General features: G+C 49.5%; 4 protein-coding genes. 2 read left to right on the forward strand and 2 right to left on the reverse strand.

Annotated elements, in window-relative coordinates; all coding sequences use genetic code 11:
- Positions 1–95: 95 nt before the first annotated feature.
- Positions 96–16,640 (reverse strand): LamG-like jellyroll fold domain-containing protein, encoded by a 16,545-nt coding sequence (locus ACN0YN_RS02820; RefSeq protein WP_417383461.1) that lies wholly within the window; start codon positions 16,638–16,640, stop codon positions 96–98.
- A gap of 916 nt (positions 16,641–17,556) precedes the next feature.
- Between ACN0YN_RS02820 and ACN0YN_RS02825 the strand changes: the two genes are divergently transcribed.
- Positions 17,557–18,420 carry a hypothetical protein gene (locus ACN0YN_RS02825; RefSeq protein WP_417383462.1) on the forward strand — a complete coding sequence of 288 codons (864 nt, stop codon included), beginning with the start codon at positions 17,557–17,559 and terminating at the stop codon, positions 18,418–18,420.
- 7 nt (positions 18,421–18,427) lie between these two features.
- Here the strand turns inward: ACN0YN_RS02825 and ACN0YN_RS02830 are convergent, their stop codons facing one another.
- The gene (locus tag ACN0YN_RS02830; RefSeq protein ID WP_417383463.1) at positions 18,428–19,618 is read right to left on the reverse strand and encodes a mandelate racemase/muconate lactonizing enzyme family protein; all 1,191 of its coding nucleotides are present in this window, start codon (positions 19,616–19,618) and stop codon (positions 18,428–18,430) included.
- A gap of 138 nt (positions 19,619–19,756) precedes the next feature.
- Here ACN0YN_RS02830 and hpnH point away from each other — a divergent pair, with 138 nt between their 5' ends.
- The gene (gene hpnH, locus ACN0YN_RS02835; protein ID WP_417383464.1) at positions 19,757–20,914 is read left to right on the forward strand and encodes an adenosyl-hopene transferase HpnH; all 1,158 of its coding nucleotides are present in this window, start codon (positions 19,757–19,759) and stop codon (positions 20,912–20,914) included.
- The last annotated feature ends 196 nt before the right edge of the window (positions 20,915–21,110 follow it).

The following is a 21,110-nucleotide window of genomic DNA, read 5'->3' on the forward strand; positions in this document are numbered from 1 at the left end:
GAGTGTAACGTTGCTCTCTTTACTAATTGAGAATGATGACTGTGGTCGGATATCTGCTTTATTTATAACAGGAACGATCTCAGCAAACGCTGACATCAGGGATTATTACGATAGATATTGTAATGGCGATTGAGTAGACGGTTACTGTACTTCTCGAGTGCTGTTTCTCGTTCTTCAATCGTTGCCGGTTTTTTCAATAATGATTTTCCATGATAATAGCCAGAGAGGAGAGCGGCACTACTCCAGGCCTGCTCGCTGGTAATTGACTGCTGCTGATCACCACGTGTGTCGAATTTGTTGAATTCCTTCAAAGCATCGCCAGAATCCAGCCGTGGAAATTCAGCTGCGCCTTCCAGGAATGTCGCTTCAGAGGGGAACCAGTCGTGTATGAAATCAGAGAGTCCACTGTCAGCAAGGATGACCGTTACCAGCTCTTCAATCTGACGCAGTGATTCCGAAAGCGAGTCTTCCGTACTCAATTGACTTGTTTTCTGCTGACTGGCGTCGTTACCGGAATCCGATTCTGTGGGAGGTGCAGACTGCTCCTCTGTAACATCACTGGCTTTACCGTTACGGATGTCGACATCCATCAGCAGACGAACTCGTTCTTCTCCCGCCTCTTTCAGATAGATCTGGTAGCGTCCGTCTGGCAGTGTTTTGAACAATTTCGGCAGGTTGTCCAGATCCGATTCCTGGAGTGGTACATCTTCGATGACATCGCCATTGGGTGCCAGAATTCTCAAAAAGACGAGGCGTTCTGCGTTTTTATTTGCTTCGTTAATTGCCGAGTCCAGCAACTGTGATTCTTTGTTTGTGAAGATACTCTGGAAATTCGATGTCGAATCGAGAATGATTTCCTGTTGCGGGAAGACCAGTTGTGGCACCTGGGGAGTGGTGTCAATGGCAACGGTAGCCAGACCCTCACCAGGGGTTTCCAGTAAACCGGTTTCGATAGTGAAATCCAGAGTTCCATTTCCATCAGAGAACGTAAATTGCTGATCGCCTTGCATTGTGACGATAATCGGGATGTCTGCTGCCGGGTTTTGTGGATCCGGGTTTCCGGCGTAAGTATGCTGGAACTCAAATGAGCCGGGGTTATCGAAGTTGAAGGTTTCAACCGTCCCATCACCCCAGTCGATGGTGATGAAGAAATTCTGTTCTGAGAATCTTCCGAAATCACCCGTTACCGTTCCCACACCTGTTGGCAGAATCTGTGGCGTCAGGATATTCCGCAAGTCAGGAGGCAAGCCTGCGATCGCACCCGTTTGTGAATTCAGAGTCGTGTTGGAATCAATTGAGACTCCACTGGAGCCATGGCCGGAAAAGATCCCTGTGCCTGCCACACTGTAATCAGAGGGGGTGCCTGTGTCGTTGATATCCAGGATGCCATCACCCGCCTCAACATTGATGTTTCCATTTCCACCGGATGCGCGGACAGATGCATTCAGTGTTAAGTCGCCTGGACCTGTTGATTCCAGATCAATGTTTCCACCGGAATTGTTGATGACGGGCGAATCAACGGTCAGCGGACTTGCGTTTGAAATGATGATATCACCCGCTGTATCGGCTGAGTTGGTGATCCCTGCAACACCATCCACGGTACCAATGGTTAATAACCCGCCTCCCGTGCTGTTATTGATCTGCACGCTGCCTGCATCAGTATTAACTCCGGCCAGTAATGAAACGGCGGTCTCAATGGAATCTGTCGAACCGGTGCCGTTTGCTGTTCTGAATACAAGCTGTTCAGAAATAATGTCTCTGCCGCCGGTATCGCCCGAATCGGTGATACCCCCATCCGTGCTTGTCAGCCGGGTGAATGTGGTTGTCATCAGTTGACCGACATTGATATCGTCGCCGGCCTGCAAATCCAGAATACCGGTTCCCGCATCAAAAACAGTACCGTCAGACATACTGATGCCACCGCCGCCTGCTCCCAGACTGGCCGAATCTGCCAGTAATGTGATCTGACCATTGGATGAACTGATATCGCCTTCTGCGCCGAAGTTCAAACTGTTTTGTGCTGTCAGGTCAATGGTACCACCACTTGTACTGAAACCATCGTTGACTTGGATTGAGGAATTAAGACCAGTCGCGGTAATCTCGATGGTGCCCGATCCATTCGTTGCGACCACATTTGTCAGAACTCCCGGATTTTCGAAGAGCATCGATCCGTCACCGATGATTGTAATTGCGGAATCGGTCGTTGAGACTTCTTCGAATGTTGTATCTCTGCCTCCCGATTGCTGGAAATCAATGGTTCCATTACCAGTGGTCAGGCGGGTAAAGCTGACATCGCCGGTGTCGGTCGAAGAGGTATTATTCAGGTTAATGTTACCGGTTGTCGTGTTGACGGAGAGAGTTCCACCGGATATTTCAACGGGGGCATTATTACCAATTCCGTTTTCGGCCTGCAGTGTGATTGATCCACCGACAGCATCGATATCGATTTCAGGAGAACCCTGATCGTCAACCACGTCATTGATTTCTCCCGCCGAGGTGATCGCAATGACCCCGTTTGGCCCACCGACGGACCCGAGCAGAATATTTCCAAATCCAACAGTTGAAATTGTGATTTCCGGAGTGGTTCCACCGGCTTCAACCGATGTCAGTGTCAATAGATCTGCATGTTCATTACCGGTATTGGAAATGATGATATTTCCCTTGAGGGTGGATGCGGAGCCAATGGTCAGCGATTCATTTCCGACCTGTTCCAGTTCGATATTTCCCTCAGCTGTCGAAAGGCTTGATGCCGCGGCAGAAGTAAATGCCGTGTTATGCAGCAGGATATCGCCCGTTGTTGTGTCTGCAGAAAACGTTTCAGCACTGAATTCGAGAGTGTCGCCCGTGCCGATTCCTGTCGCTGCGTTGAGATCGAGGCTGGATGCATGGATGTTGAGCGGGTCAGGTAGCCCGTCATTCTGATCAATAATGGCAGCTTGCGAATCGATGAGTACATCATTCGATACCGTTTCGATAAATCCGGTGAGGGTGACATCGCCCCCGGTAAAGATTCTGATATCTCCGGATGTCGTTTGACGGATATTATGCACAATCAGTTCATTAGTTTCCCTGATCTGAATTTCGCCTGCAGTCGCGTTGACGATATTGATCTGGTCCACGTTCGTTTCAATATGCTTGTTGGAATCTGCTTCTATACCAACTCCCTGGGTAGCAACAATAGTAACCAGAGCGCCGGATTCATTGGCGATCAGATCTTCTCCCAAATCATCACCCGAGTCCAACAGGCTGGAATCTGTTTCGATGTAAATTGCAGAAGCTGTCGCATTTAAGGTCTGGATCTGGCTCAATTTTATGTCGTCAGTTGCATCCAGACTGACTGTACCAACGCCGGCATTGATGAACGTTCCATTGTTCATTGTGATACCACCACCCGCAACAGCGTCTTTATCGGCGGTCAGGGAGACGCTGCCTGATGTACTGGTCAGGCTTGTTGTGTCGTTGAATATGATATCATTTGCCGTTTCAATAGTGACAAAGCCTGTCCCGCTCTGGATGTTCGCATTAAGGATTAGATCTGCGCCAGTATCAGTGGTTTTCAGGAGTAGAGTGCCTGTTCCCTGTGTCTGGACCAGATTTGAAATGGTGATACTGCCGACAGATGTGAGAGAAACATCGGTGTCGGTTCCGCCGAGCAGCGCAATGGAATCGGAATTGACATCCACCAGTTCCAGGGCAGAGGAGTCATTGCTGATGATCAATTCGTCGCCGGTTGTTGTGCCGTCAAATTTCTGGGCTGTGATCGTAACGGTTTCCGCTGACTGCGACTGGAATAAAATTGTGTCCACAGCATTGATATCAATATCACCACTATTGGCGTCAATAATATCAGGTGCATCCAGTCGCAGGTTTCCGGTTTGCAAACCGGTTGGTACTGTGATGGATACATCGGAGACGAATGAGATTGTATCATCCAGGTTGTCGATACCGGACGTCGTAGAGGCATCGATGGCTCCACCGGTTACTTTCAGGTAAGTGGTTCCCGCGGTTAAATGACCTGCGTCCAGATTGATCAGGTCCGGTGATGTATTGAAGTTATGAATCGCAATCTGCGGGTCAATGAGCGCATTACTGGTGAGATCCATCTGATTGACTGAAGTCTGCAGTGGATCCAGATTGGCATCGGTAAAGACATTGGTAATACCACCGATTTTGCCGCCAGCAGTGATTGTTAACAGGTCTCCCGTGGTCCAGTTTGTGTCGCTGCTGTCTGAGTCCAGAACATCGCGGCCGGAATTGAGTGTGATATCGGCCGTGTTCTGTGCAGTTGCCGTATTAACCGCATTCAAGGTAGTGACGATAATGTCGCTGTCAGTTCCTGTTGCTGTCAGCGTAATTCCGTTATCAGGATTGACCACCGTTTTATTGTTTGAATTCACATTGATCGCATAGATCGTCCCACCTGCATTAACAGTAATAAATCCATCAAAAGTGGTGAGCTGAGTTAAAGTGACACCATCCACTTCATCGATGTGGATGCCTCCCGCATTGGTCTTCACTTCTGCGGTGATACTGTTGACGTCGGTATCGACTTCAATTCCATCTGCTGTCAGATCTGCACTGCTGGAGGTTAACTGCAGATCGTCTGCAGTAATGCGGTTCCCGTCAGTGGCAGTATCAAGAATTCCGTCATCAGCGGTTAATATAACGTCTGCATTGCCGGCAGCTGTGATTGTGGTGACGCGTATGTCACTGCTGCTGCCTGTCGCGGTCAGTGTGATGTCATTGTCGTCGTTTCCTGAGTTATTGGTTGATTCGACAGAAGTCGCCGTGATGGTGGCTGTCGCGTTAATGATGATCTCACCGTCAAAAGTAGACAGGTCCAGTAATTCAATGGCAATGCTGTTGTCAATTAACAGACTACCAGTGTCAGATACCTTAGCAGAAAGGGTACCGATGGTGGTTTCCAGTGGATTGCCGGTTCCAATACCTGTTACCGCATTGAGAATTGCAGTGGAGGCTGTGATGTCTGTGTGAAAATCTCCATTGTCCAGAATCGAAGCAGAGTAGGACTCAATATTCACGGTGCCTGTCGTAGTTAATCCAGCCAGTAACACGTTGCCATCCGCATTCAGAATGATGCCGCCGGAGCCGGCATTGATCAGAGACTGGTCGGTCATGGCAATGCCATTTCCATTGTTACCAGCCGCATTATCAGCGGTCAAAGTCACTGTGCCTGAAATGGAAACAATCGATGCATTCTCGCCAAAGAGAATGTCGTCTTCAGCGGTCAGCGTCACAAGCCCTGTATTGCTTTCAATAGTGGTATCCAGATCAATGCCGTTACCCGTTCCGGTCGAATTACCTCGAAGTTCAATATCACCTGATCCGGAAACTGAGATCTTGGCACTGTCAGAGATCTGAATGCCGTCATCACCAGTTGAAGTTCCGTCGATCGTGATTTTTCCATTTGTGGAATTCACCTGACCGCCGGACGTCTGAATTAAAACTCCCTCGGAGGCGATTCCTGCACCGGTGGAAGCTCCGGTTATCGTGATGAACCCGTCGGTCGATTGAATGATACTGTTGATCTCAACGCCGGCCTGGTCGGCCGTTGTTATCCCGTTGATGATGATGTCTGCATGATTGACGCCTGAATCATCAGTGGCAATGATCTCCGCCTGGTCTACCAGCAGGAATCCAACACCGGAACTGGCATTCCCCGTGATCTCAATCGTTCCGACAGCAGATTTGACTGTGGTTCCGAGATCCTCAATTAAAACACCAGTGTTCTGGTCGATTCCCGTCCCACCAGTGCCATTGATGTTGATTGCCCCTGCTGTGCTTAACTGATTCGTAGAACTGACTGTCGTTCCCGAATGCAGATGTACGCCGTAATGATTACTGGTACCAGCATCCAGCCCACCAAAGCCAGTCAGGTTGATGCTACCGGATCCTGAAGTAGTAATACTGGCAGATTCAGCTTCAATCCCCGTAAAATCTCCTGTTGTCATTCCGGTGGAATTGGCCTGCAGCGTGATGCCCCCATCGACAGTCTCTAGCTTACTGTCAGAGTTGAGTCTGATATTGCGTGTTGACGTCAACAATAACACACCCGCACTGAAGGTCGCGACGGTCGTCATGTCATCGACCGTCAGGGTATCAGATGCATGGAAGGTGACTGATTCAGCTGATGATTGCGAATCTTCCGTGATGTCCAGTGTACCCGTGACGTTGACGATGATGCTGGCGTCCGCGTCCAGTCCGACCTGGGAACTGATTCCCCCGATTGTCAGATTGCCGGTATTGTCAAGGAACAGACCGCCGGTTCCCGCATCGGCTTCAAGGAATGACACGGAAGTGTCAATCGCTTCTAAAAGCTGCCCGATACTCAGGTTTGAGTTCATGATCAACTGACTGGCGGTAACATTATCGACGCCCGTACTGTCATTGTCTGTGATGCCTCCGGCTGTGGACGTGATATCAACCAGACCACCCGTAGTTGTGATGGATGACAGAGCGACATCACCGTATGCGGACATCAGAATCTGGCCACCCTGAGACTGGATAGAACTTCCAGAGTCGAGTGTAATCGCGCCTGCACTTGTATTGTCTTTATCTGCGGTCAGCGTAATCAGGCTGCTGGATTGGGCGACAATGCTGCCTGTAGAAGTCAGATGGATATCATTGTCGGCCAGGAACGTGATGGTGCCATTCGTACTGGAGACCAGAGCGGTGATCAGGATGTCATTCCCGGCTGTGGCAGAAATATACTCGTCCATCGTGAACGCACCATTGATGTTGATGTCATTGGTCGAACTGATGTCCACCGTAATGCCCGCACCACCTGTGACGGAAGCATTATATGTGATATCCCCTGACGTATCCGAAGTGAAGACTGTCGAAACTACCAGCACTACATCGTCATGATAGGTTTGTGATCCGGTCGTATTGACGATACCGCCGCCATTGATATTGGTCGTTCCGCCGGCATTCGTTGTCAGACTGGCAAGAGGAGTAGTATTACCTACGATATCTTCAAAATTTGTACTGCCAGCTGTATTGATGACGAGATTAAAAGCTCCATCTAAAAAGTAATCAAAGGTGATATCACCAGTGTCGGAACTCTCCAGACGTGTATCGGCACCCAGCAGAACTTCATCATAAAAGGTCTGACTGCCAGTGGTATCAATACTGCCGCCGTTGATATTGGTAACACCACCGGCATTGGTCGTCAGGCTGGCAAGGGGAGCATCGTTTCCGACAGTGCCGTTAAAGGTCGTGTCATTATTCGTATTGATCAGGAGTGTGTAGTGCCCGTTCAGAGTCCGGTCGAAGATAATGTCTCCTGTTCCTGTACTCGTCAGAACAGTATTTGCTCCCAGGATAACATCGTCGTAATAAACCTGAGTTCCGGTCGTATTGAAAATTTCACCATTGAGGTATGTGGTCCCTCCCAGGTTGGTCGTCAATGTGGTGAGGGGTAGAATATCACCGACAGCACCACCAAAGATCGTGTCACCCGTGGTGTTAATCATCAGGTTGATACTGCCGTCGACTGTTGACACGAATTCGATCTTATATCCGTCTATGCTTGTTAATGTCGTGTCGGTCAGAAAGTGGACGGCATCATTGTATAACTGGGAACCTGTAGTCGTGATCGTCCCACCTGTGAACGTACTGTCGGACGTTCCTGAAGTGCTGACTTCGACGGAAGTCGCGATCACTTCCGTCTGAATGTCAACGTTTCCAGCATCAATAAGCACGTCTCCCAGTAAAATGGGAGTGGGTCCCTGAAAAGTGACACTGTCATCGCTGTCTCCCTGAATCGTCAGGTTGGCAGTGAAAAAACTGTCGAGTGTTGTGATCAGGATTGTATCTGCACCTGGAGCGGCACTGCCACTGTTGGTACGAATCGTGATCGAGTTGGTGGGGTTCAGGAACAGAACGGATTCACTGGCATCGGAATCAATAAAAGAATAGTGATCGACCAGACCTATATCGTCTGAGAGAGAAATGGTTTCGGCAGCGTCAGTGAAGTCATACTCGCGATTTGCAACCGACAGATTGTCTAGAATCGGTTCCAGCCCGGTGAATGTGATTGTGGTGGAACCATCGCTGGGGAGCAGGCTGTTAAACATAATTGTGATGACACCATCATCCCCCTCTGAGGGGACGGCATCAGGCGTGAAGACGTAGGAGACCGAATCCGCTTCCAGTGGAACGTCATGATTAAGTACTAAAGCGTCTCCGCCTGTGGGACTGGTCAGGTAATTGCCGTCGTTATTTTGTGAGCCACCATGAAAGAAGATGCCGCCTGAAGGATTTGCGAATCCATTGTCAGGCTGGTTGATGATGAAGACATCGTCTCCATCCAGACCATAAAAGGTGATTGAGGTAATGCCTGTCAGCGTGACCGTAGCTTGAACAGCGGGTGTTCCCGTGACATCGCGTGTCAGTACAAAGGTTGCTTCATTTTCACTCGTGAAAGTGAGTTCGAGCAGATCATCTTCGCCCGTTCCATAAATAACGATATCGCCGGTTCCATATACTCCCGGATAAAGTGTCGGCGGATTCTGGTACGCTCCAATATGTGGTGTGGTTGTGTTTGTGTCTGCAGCAAATTCCGAAGAACCATAGGCTGCGGCAGATCCAAAGCCGATGGTAAACTGAGTTTCCAGCGAGTCAGTAGGAACATAGTTGGGATCATTGGCATAAGCAAACAGGGGATCGCCGAACGTATTGGTAGAATCCAGGGTAACGTTGGAGTCCAGGTCGTTCCCATTAAACGTGTTGTAAGTTACGTTCGCATTCAGGGGGGCTAATACACCAAATCCCTGGATGGGGGGCAGGGGAGGTTCGGCCTGAATGTAGAGCTGAATCGTCGTGCCACCATTTCCAGCTGCAATCGTGGTACCGGCGGCATCATCCAGATTCCAGTAAGCAACCAGACGTGAATCACCATTTAGAGCAGAGCCTCCAATGCTGTTGTTCATAATATCAAGACGTTCTGTTTCTGACAAAACGTCGTTAAACCAGCCGATATCATCCATCAGACCGTCAAATGCACGCGAAGGATCGCCAGGATCTCGTCCGACATTCATTAAACCGTTGATGGTATCGGTGAAGTGAGTCATATCAAAGCCAGCCAGGTTTTCGTCGTAGCCGGAAAGATAAGGGTTCTCAACTCCATTAATATAAATGTGCATTTCGCCGGTATCGGCATCCCACGTGTATTGGATATTCGTCCATACGCCTTCGACGCCGGCTTGTCCACCTGCCTGGATTGTGAAATCGGAGCCATCCTGTGTACGGCCGTAGAACTGCCCGCCGGAATTAGTACGATACTGGAATTCCATCCCACCATTTTCGGGACCTTCGAAGAGCTGGTTCCGTCTTCCTGTATCATCCATTTTGACCCAGAAGTTGAGCGTACCCTGGTAACCAACATCAAAGGTCACGTCCTGGAAGGTAGCGAAATCATCGATACCGTCGAATTCCAGAGCCCCACCAAATTGCCCCTCTCCCGGTTTGAATTCCGGACCAAAGGGGACAATCCCATTGGTGGAAATCAGCATTTCAATTCCACTGACATTATCAATGGCAATATTGCCGGAAGACTGGTCGAAATCCCAGTGTGCAACCATGCGACTGTCACCAGCTAATGCCGCGGCACCATTGATGCTGGTACGGATTGTATCTAGATCAGTCTGGTTTAATGCTTCGTTGAACCAGACAACATCATCCATCATGCCGTCAAAGAAGCGGCTGCTGTCACCCGGGTCACGACCGACGTTCATCAGTTCATTGACGGTACTGACGGTGGCTGTCCACTGGCTGAGATCGGCATCATAGGTTCCACTCAGGTAGCCGACCTCGGTGCCATTAATATACAGGTGCATTTCAGGGCCGGATGTCCCATTAAAGTCCCAGGTGTACTGGATATTCTGCCAGACTCCCGTTATTCCTCCGGCACCGCCATTTTGAATGACGTAGGTGTTCCCGTTGCCGTCGTTGCGGTTAGGGCTTCCGAAGAACTGACCTCCACCGTTGGTACGGTACTGGAATTCCATACCACCATTGTTGGGACCTTCAAAGAACTGATTGCGACGTCCCTGGTCATCCATATTGACCCAGAAGCTGAGGGTTCCTGCTTCCCCTACATCAAAGGTGATATCCTGAAACAGTCCAAAATCATCAACGCCGTCAAATTCGAGTGCACCACCAAAGACGCCACCTGTTGGATTCCAGAGCGGGTCGGTTGTTGGCTGAGGCCCATCGTAGGTGAAGCCATTAAAAATGTTATCGGTAATGTTGACCGTATTCGCAGCAACCGCAATGGATGGGTCAAAATAAATGCCCCCGGGCTGTGCATAAATACCGTTACTGTTGGTGACCGCAGAGTCCTGCCAGTCAAAGGTGTTATGGACAATATCGATACCATCGGCGGTCATACCACCATTGGTAATTGTCAGTGTGTAGTTCTGATCTCCGGCTTCCTGGAAGTCACCCGCGATCAGTCCATTACCAAAATAGTTGTATGAAATAACTCCACTGAAAGGGTTGTTATACGGATCACCAAAAGTACCCTGTGGACCAATCGAGATGGGTCCCCAGCGGAAATGATCTTCACGAAATTCGTTGCGAGTGATCAGAAAGTTTTCGCCGCTGCCGCTGTTTCCATCCCGGATGGCAGCACGCCCGTAGATACCTTCAAAAATCGAATCCGAAACTTCAAGGTAATCCGCACCTTCAAAGACGACGGCACTGCGGTAGTTATCGCCGAACAGCAGATTAGTCAAAGTTGTATAGTCAGCGGAAGTGTAAACGACATATCCACGATAGTCTGTGGTAGACGTGTGAGTTTCCCAGCCCAGCTGCGCCCCTGAGATCGTAACATTATCCGCAGAGATATTCACTGCGACGTCGTATGTTCCGGTGGGGGCTCCCGTTTTACGAATTTCTACAACATCTTTCCCGGCTCCCAGCAGGGAAACCGATTCGTCAATCTCCAGAGTTCCATTCGTCAGGTAGGTGCCGTCAGCGATATTGATGATCCCGCCTGCGCCGGCGATATCGACAGCATCCTGCAGGTCAACACCACCAGAGGCGCCTAAAATCTCGACAGTTGCTGCATCACCTGATACGTTGTTGGAGATCAAGTCACCGTCCAGAACCACCGAAGTGGCATTGAAGGCGATGGATGAAGCGGTCAGAGTAATACCGTTATCGACATTAATGTCTTCTACATTAAATTCCAGGTTCTTACCTGTATTCAGTGAAATGCTGCCGTTTGCATTGAGTGTATCAGAATCTCCCTCGCCGTTGATTATGAGGTTGGCTGTGAAGTTGGCAGCCAGAGAATCGAGGTCAATTGTGTCTTCGCCGGCACCTGTGTTGATCGTCAGTGTGCCCGTGGGATTGGCAAAGGTGATGATTTCGCCTGCTGTCGAGTCGACTGTCGTCTGACCGCCGCCTGCGTCAGAAATGGTGATTGTTTCGTCAACACCACTATAATTTAATGTGACATTTGTAGTGGTGACGGTGGAAGTGATGGGTTCGAGACCGCTGTAGATAATGAAATCGGTCATTGAACCATTGACTTGAATACTGCCGGAACTGCTGTCGACGAAATAGTATTCAACGGATGAAGAAGATCCTGTCAGATTCAAAACATCGCCAGGATTACTGGTCGTCTGCAACTGGCCATCGTAGTAGATGACGATGCCTTCTGCAGCCAGGGCGATATCGACAGTCAGGCTGTCATCACCGTCTCCACCATTGAAGTTAATGATGTTGGTCGATGTCAAAGAACTTGTCCCAATCAGAATTCCACCACTGTAATATTCAATATTGGAACCTGAGACCAGGATTTCGATCTGGTCACTGTTCGTGCTGCCATCCAGTTGAATATCCACTTCGCCGGAAATCGCAAAGTTTTCAATTTCACTGTACGTCACTGTGGGGAAACTACCCGTAACCGAACCAGAGCCATTTCCATCGGAAGAAACGACGGCTGTACCAGCTGTTGAGGTATCGATATTAAGTTGATCGCCGAATGGAGTACTTGTGGGATCACCGCCTGCGATTGTGTAGGCTTCCGCGTCGGGAGTGACATTAAAGATATCCGTCAGACTTCCGCCGGTCAGATTCGTAAAGTTGCTGAAATCCAGTGTGTTCGAGCTTAGATACGAATTGGTTCCCGTCAGGGTCCAGGTCGCATTGTCGTTGATACCGGTCAGGGAGTTCGTTCCCGATCCACCAGTGATTTGATCAATGTTTGCAAACGAGACAGATTGATTCAGTTCCGTCCCGTCAAAACCGTCGGCACTGCCGAGTGCAGATAGAGTAACGTCCAGGTCAGCGGAGTAGCTGGCGAGGTTCAGATGGTCGGTCCCGTCCTCTCCATCAAATGTTCCAGTCAGACTTGAACTATTGTTGCTGAACTGCAGTGTGTCGTTCCCTGCGCCGGCTTTAATATCAACAGTCTGATTGCCTGAGATGACAAAGAGGTCAGATTCGCTGCCGCCCTGTAGCTGTTCAAAATTGGAGAAGCCAAAAGAATTCGTACTGCCATAATTCTTGTTGACTCCGATTGACCAGGTTGCGGTTGCATCACGACCGGTTAACTGATCTGCCGCCCCTGATCCAGCGATGGCTTGATTGATGTTATCAAATCCACCCGTGATGGAAGCCACCGATCCCTGATGACCGTCAAAAGATCCCAGGATGGACAACGCAATATCGATGGACGAAGTATAGAGTGAGAAGTCCAACTTATCTGAACCAGCCTGACCATCGATGGTTCCTGTCAGTACGGCTCCGTCGGCAAAGGCGAAGACATCATTCCCGGAATTACCGGCCAGATTATGAGTCTGACTGCCCGTGATCGCAAAAGTATCGACCTGGGTGCCGCCGGTGAGATTCTCGAAGCCTGCGAAGCTCAGGGTGTTCGTCGACGTGTATTCGTTGGTTCCATCGATTGACCAGTCAGCAGCCGCGTTGATGCCTGTCAGCGTATCCGTATTCGCACTGCCGATAATCGAATTGATGTTATCAAACGAAGTTAATGAGGCAGATTCTGAACCGGAGAACCCGTTAGAGGAACCCAATGCAGACAGAACCAGATCTAATGAGAACGAGGAACTCGAATAGTCGAGGATGTCATTTCCTGCCAGACCATCGATACTGCCGGTAATCTGTCCTGCTCCACTGAACTGGAACGTATCGACTCCGGCAGATCCCACCAGTTGACTGAACGCTTCAAACGCGATGCTCCCAACGCTCCCCTGGTTGACGCCATCAATCAGGAAGGTCGTTCCGGCGCTATAGCCGATAATTTTGTCGAGTGAACCATCGCCGATGCCTTTTTCGATTCCGGCCGCATGATTAATTCCGGTGGTGCTGCCATCAGTGAGGTTGACCGTCACCGCTGCTGTCACCGCTGAAAAATCGATGGTGTCAAAACCAATGCCACCAGCAATGGTTCCGTCGATCTGCCCGCCATCCAGCATGACGAACGTATCCGCGGCATTATTTCCCGTCAAGTTTTCCACATTAGAGAAGACAACGGATCCGGAAAGCAGACTGCCGGAATTTGTGCCGTCAATGACCCAGTCGTTATCCTGATTGGGGGCCACGATGGTATTCGTACCTGTGCCTCCATCAAAGATGATGCCACCAATGGAGGCGATATCGGCAGCACTCAATTCGATACGCAGAATGTTGTCATTACTGTTTCCGATAATCTGTATGTCGGTGATTTTATCGAAAGCGTGGGAGGGTACAATTTCGTTCGAAGTCCCGGTTTCCAGAATGCGAATCTGACTGCCATCTCTGACGATTGTGATATCATCGGCAGACCAGTCACCCGGATTAACGACCAGCGTTTCCGCCACATCGTTCAGGTTGATTGTAATCGTGGCTGTTGCCGTAGAGCCGGAATCACTAACGATCACATCCATTGTATAGGTGGGGTTGGTTTCGAAGTTCAACAGGCTCTGGTCTGCGACGATAATTTGACCGCTGGAAGTGATGTCAAATGCAGCTGATCCATTTAAACCGGATTCCGTAAATGTGAGTGTGTCACCGGGCAGGTCGTCGTCTGTCGCTACGATTACAGCGCCGACACTGGTGCCGTTGGCAGAATTTTCATCAATGCTGCGAGTCTGGTTGGCAATCACAGGAGTATTGTCGTTCAGCGGATTCAGATTGATGGTGATGGTTGCAGTATCGGTGGCACCCGCGCTGTCGGTGACCAGAATTTCTAGGTCGTATGAGGTCGCAGATTCGTAGTCAAGTTGTGTCTGATCCAGGACTGTGATCTCACCAGTAGCACTGACGTCAAAAGCGGTCAGGCCGCTTCCCCCCGTGAGAGTGAAAGTCAGACTGTCTGGTGGCAGATTCACATCGGAAGCGACAATCGTTCCGACGGATGTGGTATAACTGGTGTTTTCATCAACGGAGAATGACTGATCGTCGGCAACGGGTGGGCTGTTCACAATCAGAACCACGTCGTTTCCACCCCCCCCCTGGTAGGAGATATAGACCTGATTGCCGTTGAAAGTAAACAGGGTTCCTTCTGCACGATCGACAAACTCACCGACAACCGGATCGACGTCATCGTTTTCAATCAGCAGAAATTCGGTTCCGGCTGCAGCGGTGTATGCACTGGAGATATTAAGCTTCGCGCCGGTGAGGTTGACTTCGCCCGTAACCTGTACCTGATCGTATTCTGAACCGGCGGTGTCTCCATTGATTTCCACATTCAATGAAGCCCCTGGTTCCAGTGTCAGATAATTGGTACTGATGACACCAGGGCTCGATCCCGGGGTAAAACTTCCATCACTGTAAACAGTCACATCGGCGTTGATAACGCCAGAACCACCAAGGACTGCACCTGAATCCACAGTCACTTCCGAAGTGGTGAGGGAGCCATCAATGATTAAAGTTCCGCTTTGTACGTAAGTAGAACCCGTGTACGAATTGGTTCCGGACAGAATCAACTCACCGTCTTCCAGTTTGATCAGACTGCCGTCACCTGAAATATCTCCTGCATAGGTTGCAGAAGTGGATGTGGGTATGAAAATGTTGAGTAATCCTGCCGCTCCTCCCAGCAAAACCCTGCCAGTCCCCTCCAAAGAAATGATTGACAGTTGGACGCCATTCACATCAAGCACACTGGAAGCCGAGGTAAGGCTCACACTTGAAGTTTCGGGAATAACAAAAGACTGTGCCAGTTGCAGTGTCCCATCATTGATAATGGTCTGGCCTGTGTAAGTATTCACATAATCCAGAATCACAGTTCCGGGACCATTCTTAACCAGGTCTGTTCCATTCAACTGTGCGCTGACTGTGCCTGAGCGGAGATCGAGGTTTGACTGTGCCGTCAGGACACCACCGGAGGCGATGACTGTTCCTTCTTCGAGAATAAAGTTATTGACCGTTTCATCATAGTCGTCCAGATCCAGAGTCGCTCCACCAGCGAGTGTCAGGGAAACGGTATCGGCCAGCAGGTCACTGGCAGTCAACTGGAACGTATCGCCAGTGTTGCCGGAGAGAATCAGATTAGCAGGGGCAAAGTTTGTGTCAAAGGAATCCAGGGTGACGATTGAATTGCCACCGGATGTATTGATTGTCAGTGAACCAGAAGGGACTGCAAACGTAGTCAGTTCAAACTCAGACGATAAACTGCGGATCTGCATATGACCCGGAATGACTGAGTTTTCTAGAACAGCCTCAAATGTGCCGGCGGGGAGATTGATGACAATGTTGTCGGCGGTACTGTCTCCGCCAAAAACGGGTTCCAGTCCAGAGTAAGTGATTTCGGTAACCCCGTTCCCGCTGATATCAATGCTGCCGGAACCGACGCCGGTCAGATTGTGGGTCACTGTTTCAAAGGTTCCACCAATGAATTCCAGGGCGTCATTACCGCCTGATCCCCCTTCGAACATGATGGCGATATCGGTCAGTTCCTGGTTGCTGTAATCCAGTGTCAGCAGATCCGTTTCACCGTCAGCGCCAAAGAGATGGATGGAAGTGACTCCTGCTGCTGATGTCGAGAAGAGCAGGGGAGTTGTCTGGTCAGGATCGAGGATTTCCAGGTTCGAGCCATTAATCTGAACCACGAAAGCATCGACGGAATTCAACTGGTTCGGCAGGATCACATTTAACTGATCTCCGATCAGTTCAAATTGCCCCAGGTATGTTACCGTGGATTCCGTGCTGAACTGGGGTGGCGTACCGGGATCGACCTGCAGTTGGATCCCAATATTCACATCGCCGGTAAATCCGGTGAGATCGACCGAACCCGATAAGACCAGTGGCTCATCTCCCAGAAACTGAACCGTCTGGGATGAGTCTATCCCTGTCACCAGGATCGATGAGATCTGTGTCAGGTCAAACTGCAGAATACTGTCCGGCATTCCCTGGCCATCGTCGACCTGAAGAGTATCGCCCCCATTGACCACAGAGACGGTTGCCTCATCGTCTGTCTCTGTCAGATTCAGCTCAAGCACACCGGTAGAAACGTCAACTCCTGCAGTGACATTGAGCACAATTCGATCTTCAAGCCGGACCAGTTCCAGGTCCGCATTACGGTCCTGCCTTAGACTGTTAAACTCAAGGTTGGGAGTAGGGTGAGATTTGCCCAGGCATCGATTCAGCCATTTTAAAAATCGCACGTTTAAGATGCTCCTTTGAGTTTTTTGCCTGTGTCCAGGTTCGCTTCGTGTTTTCGGAAAAATGACCCTGCCGAGGGGCGATATGAAAACACGCTGGCTGTATGGATCGCGCTCTAAAATATTTTTATATAAAAAACATGGCAGCCTTTCAGAAAGGTACCATTTGAGTCTCTCAATTTAGAGGGGGATCAATATCACAGGGATGGAAATTGCAGGACCGGCCCTGATAATCCTGGCTTAACAGTGATCCCGCAGCGATCCTGGTGCACTCAGGAAGTTGCGGATGTCGTGGCAGAATATCTCCCCTATATTATCTTTACCCACTAAATGTTATGTCAACGATTTTTAACGGAGCAGATTCTTATGCTAAAAATCGAAAGCAGATGTCTGCACAAACGTTATATATAGTTTAATCAGTTTTGATGGAGTGGTAGCTCATCCTGCTATTATGCTTGTCTTCATAACCAGCCTAAGTGTTGTACGTATTGTAACTGATAAAGTACGAAACCTGTTCGCTGAGATTTCATGAATGCCACACAATTCTCTACAGAAATGGTCAAACACAGTGCGTGTGTGGAATTGTGTATACTTTTTATTGCTGAATTTACTACAAAAACGAGGGTGTATGGGTGGTTTGTGAAGACCTTGCCGCCCTCAGGTTTGGTGATGCTCCCGCCTAATACCCCAAGCCGATAATTGAAATGAGTACTCCCAGATTTCGAAATCAAGTTATTTACTGTTGTTTTCTGCCGAAAACAGCATTCTTTCATGTGGAGCGCCTGATTCAATGAGGTTGCTATCTATTCATCCAATTGCTTTGACATGCTTAAGCTGCCTGTTAATCAGTGGCTGTGCAATGAATCAGGGTGCTCATTTTTCGGTGGCACCGGAGTTTGATCACAGCAAGTACACTGCTATGGCTAAAGCATTGGAAGCCAGAAGTCAGGACTCACCACAAAAGACGATCAGCGACGTAAAATCTGACAGTTTCAGGGTTACGGGATTCAATAAATACACTCATTCACCGAACTGGACGATCAAAAATGCTTCAACGGAAGCGGTTCAGGCAGATAAACCAGTGATTCAGGATCTGGAATTTGACGAAACGTCTCAATTTCGTTCAATCGAGTTGGTTGATGCCCGGTTCGAAACGATAGAGGAACCCGTTGAAGCTCAGAAACCCGATCTGGAAGAACCGGAAATCCAGTTTGTTCTGGATCCCAAGCCAATGGCTTTACCTTCCGTCCCCCCCGCTCCCGAATCCGGGGCCACGTTGCCTGGAGCGAAACAAGAGAATCAGAAATCCGGGAAACCACACCTGGTTGAACTGGGTTTGAAACCCTTAACAGAGTTGACGTTAAATACGAAACCACCCACAGGTGATCTGCCGTCGAATATTGCAGGCGAGCAACTCGAGAAAATGCCCGTGGAGCAGGTTGTCATGGGAACAACGCGCGACTGGACGCTGACAACAAAAGAATGGGAAGCTCCAGCGATTCCTTATAACCCCCTGTATTTTGAAGAACCATATCTGGAACGCTACGGATACAATTACGGTCCCGCCATTCAGCCATTTATCTCGGCAGGCCGTTTCTTTGGTCGTGTCCCGGCTCTTCCATACATGATTGGCGCATATCCCATTCATGAATGCCAGTATAATCTCGGCTACGATCGACCCGGTAATTGTCCCCCCTATCAGGTGGAACGATTGCCCGTCAGTGCACGTGGTGCCGTGTTTGAGAGTCTGACTGTGACAGGTTTGATTTTCCTGATTCCCTGATCAAAACTCAGACCAGAATCAGCTCCCGCTCTTTCATCGCCAGTATGCGTTTCTCATCGACCGTGATCCCCAGTCCCGGTCCCGCTAATGCTGGGGCACGTCCTCCCCACTGAAACGAAATATTTTCCTGAATCAGACTCTGCTGCAGCAGAAAACGATCAAAACTCCCCTCCAGAAATTCGATTCCCTGCACGGAAGTCGCAAAATGTCGACCTGCTGCGGACAGGATACCTGTCTCACCGACCTGGCATCCCAGTTGATAACTGATCCCGGACTGCCGGGCCATTTGAGCCAGTTTTACTGTCGGAATTACCCCCCCCAGCTTCGAGATGCGAAGATTGAATGCATCACAATAGCCCTCTGAAATAGCCAGTTCAGCGTCCTGAATAGAACACAGCGATTCATCGAGCATGATCTGTGCTGTTAGATGTCCGCGTATTTGACGGAGCGTGTTGAGCTCCTTATGGGATACAGGCTGTTCAATGGATTGAATCGCCAAACTGGTGAATTCAGAAGCATGTTCTTCCAGAAACTCGCGTGTCCAGGCTTCATTGGCATCAATCCGCAGCCTCATCTTTGGGCCCGTAAGTCTTCTGATTTTTCGCAGCAGAGAGAAATCATCGATACCCGGCATTCCTACTTTGACCTTACAGTTTTGAAAACCGGTCAGGCGGTAGATTATGGCTAAGAGGGACTGTTTTACCGGTTTCATCGATGTCAGGACGGCACTGTATTGAACACTGTTTCTGTTTTCAAACAGATCCGTGGCTACCGGAATTGAGCGAATCAGCTTTGAAAGCGGAATATTCCAGCTCCGTGCTGTTGCATCCAGCAGGCTGAGTTCAATCGCACAACGGGCTGCGTTGCCGAAACAGCCTCGTTCCCAATACTCAGCTGGTGATTCAGGAAGTTCGGTTAATCTCAGCTCAGAACAGATCTGGAGAACTTCTTCGATCGTATCCAGGTTGCTCTCATTGAGAAAACGGAAATCAGTAGCAGTATAATGGTCAAAGACCGATTCGACGGATTCACCGGTGACATAAGGACGGGGAACCGACTCGCCCCAGCCGGTAGTTCCATCTTCCAGCACGCATTTCACGATGATCGAAGCCGATTCCGAGCGACTGAATGAAGCATGTTTGATTTTTCGGCGCAGGGGGACAGCAACCTGATATGCGGAAAGTCGGGCGATTCTCATGAGGTCAGCGTTAAACCTTCATTAACTCTATACTCTATTGAGACATAGGTGAAAATTGGGGGTGACAGGATTTTTAGAAAGTACTAGGATTGTCGTATTCTGAATGGATTTCGAATTATTCGCAACATGGAGGCGACCGTGGGTGTTCCCCTTTCTCAAATGTGGACTGTAGCTAAGTATGTACTGACACAGCGTATAAAAGGTGTCGAACGCTATCCTCTGGTCCTGATGCTGGAGCCTTTATTCCGTTGCAATCTGGCTTGTGCCGGCTGTGGAAAGATCCAGTTTCCTTCCCACATTCTGAAACAGAATCTGAGCCCCGAACAGTGTTTCAAAGCGGTTGACGAGTGTGGTGCCCCCATTGTTTCGATCCCCGGCGGAGAACCTCTGTTACACCCCCAGATGCCCGAAATCGTGGCGGGACTGGTTCAGCGGAAAAAATTCATTTATCTCTGTACCAACGCGATCTTACTGGAAAAACATTTAGAGAACTATCCCCCCTCAAAATATCTGACGTTTTCGATTCACCTGGATGGTATCCGCGAAGATCATGATGCCGCCGTCTGCCGGGAAGGGATCTATGATAAAGCGATCAGCGCGATCAAAGCCGCCGTCAAAGCCGGGCACCGTGTGACGACAAACTCAACGTTGTTCGAGCATGTGGAACCTGAGCGGGTCCGTCAGATGTTCGACGAACTCGCCGAACTGGGGATTGAGAGTATGATGCTCTCACCCGGGTATCAGTATGAAAAAGCCCCCGATCAGGAGCATTTCCTGAAGCGGAACCAGACCATTCAGAAGTTTCGCGAAATCCTATCTGCCCCGAAAAAAGCCTGGAAATTCAATCATTCTCCGCTGTTTCTGGAATTCCTGAAAGGGAACTGGGACCTGGAATGTACTCCCTGGGGCAATCCCACCTATAACATCTTCGGCTGGCAGAAACCCTGCTATCTGCTCGAAGAAGGTTATGCCGAAACCTTTGCAGAACTGATGTCATCCACCCGCTGGGAGCAGTATGGCAGAAAGAGTGGCAACCCGAAGTGCCGGGATTGTATGGTCCATTGTGGCCACGAACCAACGGCCGTCGACCAGACATTCTCATCCTGGAAAGGCTTCCTGAAAGTGGCTGCATTAACCCTGTTTGGCGCAAAAGAGACCAATCGGCCACTGGCTGCTCCTGCAACTCATGGCGTCGGTGCACCTCACTACACCGTCAGCGACAGAGAACTGTTTCAGTTGCCAATGCTTTCTGATGAAGAAGCTGAGGAAGAGGTAGAAGCGCTCATGGAACGTTAATTCCGGCTGAGATCACGCCAAAAAACTAAACAAACCAAATGTTAAAAGGTGTCCTCTAAAATAACTTAGGGGGACACCTTTTTGTCATTCTGTCGTTGTTCCCGATATTGCTCAGATTTTCTTTGACTCATAACACAGAGACGAATACTATAAAACCAAATCTAAATAACCAAATAATGATGGACTGCGATCGTTG

This window comes from Gimesia sp. (assembly GCF_048260065.1).
Taxonomy (GTDB): domain Bacteria; phylum Planctomycetota; class Planctomycetia; order Planctomycetales; family Planctomycetaceae; genus Gimesia.